The 4,028-nt window shown below is 67.0% G+C and carries 5 protein-coding genes; 1 reads left to right on the top strand and 4 read right to left on the bottom strand.

Annotated features, from left to right (window positions below; genetic code table 11):
• Positions 1-582 (top strand): glycosyltransferase family 4 protein (locus WA702_RS27545; RefSeq protein WP_425113698.1); only part of this gene is annotated, 582 nt, incomplete at its 5' end.
• 2 nt (positions 583-584) lie between these two features.
• Here WA702_RS27545 and WA702_RS27550 read toward each other — a convergent pair.
• The 4 genes from WA702_RS27550 to WA702_RS27565 all read right to left on the bottom strand — a co-directional run.
• Positions 585-1,769: a glycosyltransferase family 4 protein gene (locus WA702_RS27550; RefSeq protein WP_425113699.1), complete on the bottom strand. Its 1,185-nt coding sequence runs from the start codon at positions 1,767-1,769 to the stop codon at positions 585-587.
• Entirely contained in the window at positions 1,762-2,784 is a 1,023-nt protein-coding gene (locus tag WA702_RS27555) for a polysaccharide deacetylase family protein (RefSeq protein WP_425113700.1), read from the bottom strand. The genes WA702_RS27550 and WA702_RS27555 overlap by 8 nt, the downstream gene beginning before the upstream one ends.
• 17 nt (positions 2,785-2,801) lie before the next feature.
• Positions 2,802-3,062: a hypothetical protein gene (locus WA702_RS27560; RefSeq protein WP_425113701.1), complete on the bottom strand. Its 261-nt coding sequence runs from the start codon at positions 3,060-3,062 to the stop codon at positions 2,802-2,804.
• Positions 3,059-4,028, bottom strand: a 970-nt coding sequence (locus WA702_RS27565; RefSeq protein ID WP_425113702.1) for an O-antigen ligase family protein, incomplete at its 5' end; no start/stop codon positions are given. The genes WA702_RS27560 and WA702_RS27565, both read right to left, overlap by 4 nt.

Raw genomic sequence — 4,028 nt, forward strand, 5'->3', positions numbered from 1 at the left:
ATTCGCTGCGAATTCGGCATTCCGCCGGATGCCAAGCTGCTGCTGTTCGCCGGCCATGAATTCCAGCGCAAGGGTCTCGCCCACCTGATCGGCGCACTGGAACGGCTCGGTGACGACACCTGGCTGCTCGTGGTCGGGTCCGACCACGCCGCGCCTTACCGCAAGCTCGCGCACAGGGCGCGGGGCCGCCTCGTTTTCGCTGGCGCCCGCACGGATATGCCGCAGCTCTATTCCGCCGCCGACGCCTTCGTGCTGCCGACGGCGTACGAGACGTTCTCGCTGGTCTGCATGGAGGCGATGGCCTGCGGACTGCCGGTGTTCGCGACGCCGGCCGGCGGTATCGAGGACTATCTGCACGATGGCGAGAACGGCTTCCGGATCGCAGCCGATGCCGATGACATCGCCCGCAAGATCGCGGCGGCCTTCGCCGAGCCGGCACTGATGAGCCGCATGCAGCAGGGCGCGCGAGCGACCGCGCAAGGCTATGGCTGGGACAGCGTCGGTGAGCAATACATCGCCCTGCTGCGCGAGATCGGCGCGGCGAAGCAACAGCATCCGGTCACGCTGCCGCAATCGGCCTGACGTCAGCAACGCACACCGAGCGTTGCGTGCTTGGCGACCGCCCGCGGCCGATGGTCGGAGAACGCGGCACGGCAGGCGCTCACCAACGCGGTGGCGACCGCGTCATAGCTGAAGCGCGCCAGCACATTGGCGCGCGCGGCGCGCGCCTTGGCATGGACCTGCGTCCGGTCGGCGGAAAGCGTGTCGAGCAGCAGGCGCAAGCTTTCGGGATCACGCTCCGGCACGATCCAGCCGCCATCGCTGACCACGTCGGGAATGGCGCCGCAATTCGAGCCGATCACGGGAATGCCGCAGGCCTGTGCCTCGATGATCACGCGGCCGAACTGCTCACGTACGGCCTTCGTGGTGCGCGTCAGCAGCACCACGGCATCCAGGCCTCGCAGGAAATCGGCGACCTGCAGCGGCGAACCCCAGCCGCGAACATCGACCCGGTCGCCGAGCCCCAGCGCCGCGACGCGTCCGCGCAAGCGGACTTCATCCGGTCCTTCGCCCATGATGCTCAGCGTTACCGGCGACGCAGTACCGGCGAGCGCATCCAGCGCATCATCGAGCCCCTTCTCCTCGATCAGCCGCCCGACATAACCGAGCCGCAGCTGTCGGTTGGAAGGCGCGGCCGCTGGCTGCGGATCAGGCACGAAGGTCCCGAGATCGACGCCATAGCCGATCGGCGTCACCGGCCCTGCGTAGCCGCACGCACGCACCACTTCGGTCGCGTCCGGGCTGCGCGACAGGATGTGATCGGTCCGCGACAACACTAAGCGGCGCATTGCTTCGAACGGCGGCGGCAGTCGCTTGAGGATATTCTGGTCGACCTCGAGCACCAGCGCGGCGCGCCCGCGCATAAGCTGCGCCTGCATCGCGACGACGCTCCACGGCTCCTCCCAGAGATGGATGACGTCGGGATCGAGCTTGCGCAACAGCCGACGCAGGCCCGGATAGAAGTGCAGATACCATTTCATCGGCCCGCTCTCGGCCAGGCCGATTGGCAGCACGTGAACGGGGAAGCCCTCATCGCGCGCCTGCTCGGCGATCATGGTGCGGCCGAACTCCTTCCAGACGGAAGGAATGACCAGATGGAGATCGATATTCGGCTTGGAGGCCAGATAGCGATAACGCAGCCGGCCGGCCTCGCTGCTGGCAGCCGGATGCGCAATCGATACGATCCGCAATGGTCTGATATCAGACACGTCCGATCACCTTCGCTGCGATGCCGCTGATTCCCTTCAGGTGCATCTCCATGAGTGCCACATGGCGGTGCGCGCCGTTCATGGTGTTGCGCGGCAGCGACAATACATCCTGCCCGGGACGCACCAGGCCCTTGCTGGTGGTCGCGGCGCTCGCAAAGCCGGCCTGACGCGCCAGTGCGAAGTCGCGCGGTCCGCAATCGGCCGCGCGGCCATAGGGAAACGCGAAGTGCTCGGCCGCGATGCCGAGCCGCTCGCGCAGCCGCCGGCGCGATTGAGCAAGCTCCGTCAGCGCTTCGTCCTGGCCTAGCGCGGAGATCCGCGCGTGCGTAACCGTATGCGCCCCGATCTCGATCAGCGGATCCGTCGCAAGCTCTTCCAGCATCGACCAGGAGATCGCGTGCTTCCAATGCATCTCCGCACCGTCGATGCCGTTGGCGGCGCAGAACGCGGCATAGCGGTCGCCGGCTTCCGGCCCGTCCCAGGCAGAGGCGATGCGTGCAAAGGCCGCGCGCCGCTCATCCGACGTGGCGAGCGTCAGGATTTCGCCGCCGACGACTACACGCTCGCGGTGCAGCAGGGCATCTTCGAGCCCCGCCGCCCACAGCGGCAGCGTTCCGTCGGGGATTCCGGTCGTCACATACAACGTGACCGGCACGTTGTGCCGGCGGAACAGCGGCACGACCTGCTCATACGTGTCGCGATAGCAATCATCGATCGAGAAATTGACGTAGCGGCTGCGATCGTCGGCATCGGCCGTTCTGCGCAGCGCATCCGTCACGGTCACCACGTCCCAGCCCCGCGCCCTGACGTAGCCGAGGAAACGGTCGAGGAAATCCAGATCGATGTAGAAATCGCGATTCGGCAGCTTGTCCCAATCCGCCGCCGGAGCCGCGCGATGAAACGTCAGCATGCATCCGCGGGGGCCGACCACCCGGTCGGCAGCGCTCGCCAGCGGCATGATCAGAGAATTGGTCGCCATCATGGCCTTCGTTATGGTCAGAGCCGCAAGGGTCAACCGAGCTCTCCTCTCAATCAGAATGATCTGCGAAGCTGCCTGAACAGGCCATTGACGATCGACGGCGTCAGCAGCGCGACCGCGAGCGCAAGGCAGCCCAGATCAGCGATCCCGCCGGCGAACAGCCGTTGCAGCAATCCTTCGAGCTGGCCCTGGATCACGAAGCCGAGCACCAGGATCACCAGCATCGGAATCATTGCGCAGCCGAGCACCTTGCTCGCCAGCGCGCCGATCAGGATGGCGCTGAAGCGCCGCGACAAGGGCTGGCGGCCGCTCACGTCGCGCCCTCCCCGGCGGATCGCGGCGCCAGCAGCACGGCGAAGGTCCAGAACAGGAAGCCGTTCTCGCCTGACGTGATGTTAGCAAGTGGCGCCTGCACGAAAGCGCCGAGCGCCAGCGCGCCAATCAGGACGGCCTCCGGCGCGCCGTCCGTGGAGGCAACGGCGAGCGCATTGCCGATCGCCCAGACGAGCGCGGCGAGGCAGAAGCCGCCGACCACGATGCCCATGATAAGCCAGCAAGCGATGATCATGCCGTCGACCGGCATGGCGCCGGCCGAGCCGACATCGGTGACGGTGAAGCCGGTGCCGAACAGCGAGCTGTCCGGCTGATTCCACAGCGTCAGGAATTCCCCGAGCCGCTCCTGTGCGCTGCCGTCCTGGGTGCCTTCACCGAGCGAGGAGAGGCGGTCGGCGACGACGTCGCCGAACGGCGTCAGGGTCGCCGCCAATACCACGGCCACCGCGATGCCGGCCAGGATAAGGCCGGTGCGCCGCCGCGTCTGCGCGAACAGCAGACAGAACAACAGCCCCGCCGCGAGCGAGATCCAGGCGGTGCGATACATCGACAGCAGCAGGCCGAGCACCGCGGGCAACGCCGCCAGCAGCGCCGGCCATGGACGCTTCGACAGCGCGATCAGAAGTAGCCCGGCCGCGGTGAAGCTGGCATAGGCCGCCGGCGCATTCATCGTCGAGAACGAGCGCACGCCATAGGGCACCGGCTGCCCGATCGAGATGATCGGTGCGAACTCCATCCAGTAGCGATCCCATGCCGGCGGATCGACATACTGGTAGATGGCATAGAGGCCGATGACGGGCAGGATGACGCGGAACGCCTGCGTCGCCGCCTCGATCAGTTCGCCGCGGTCGGCGTGCAGCATCAGCACCGCGGCGTAGAGCAGCGGCGCCAGCCATTTCAGCGGGCCGGATGCCGCATTGGTCCAGTCGGCCTGGATCATCGACAGC

The sequence above is a fragment of the Bradyrhizobium sp. genome, from assembly GCF_049798375.1.
Lineage (GTDB): Bacteria > Pseudomonadota > Alphaproteobacteria > Rhizobiales > Xanthobacteraceae > Bradyrhizobium.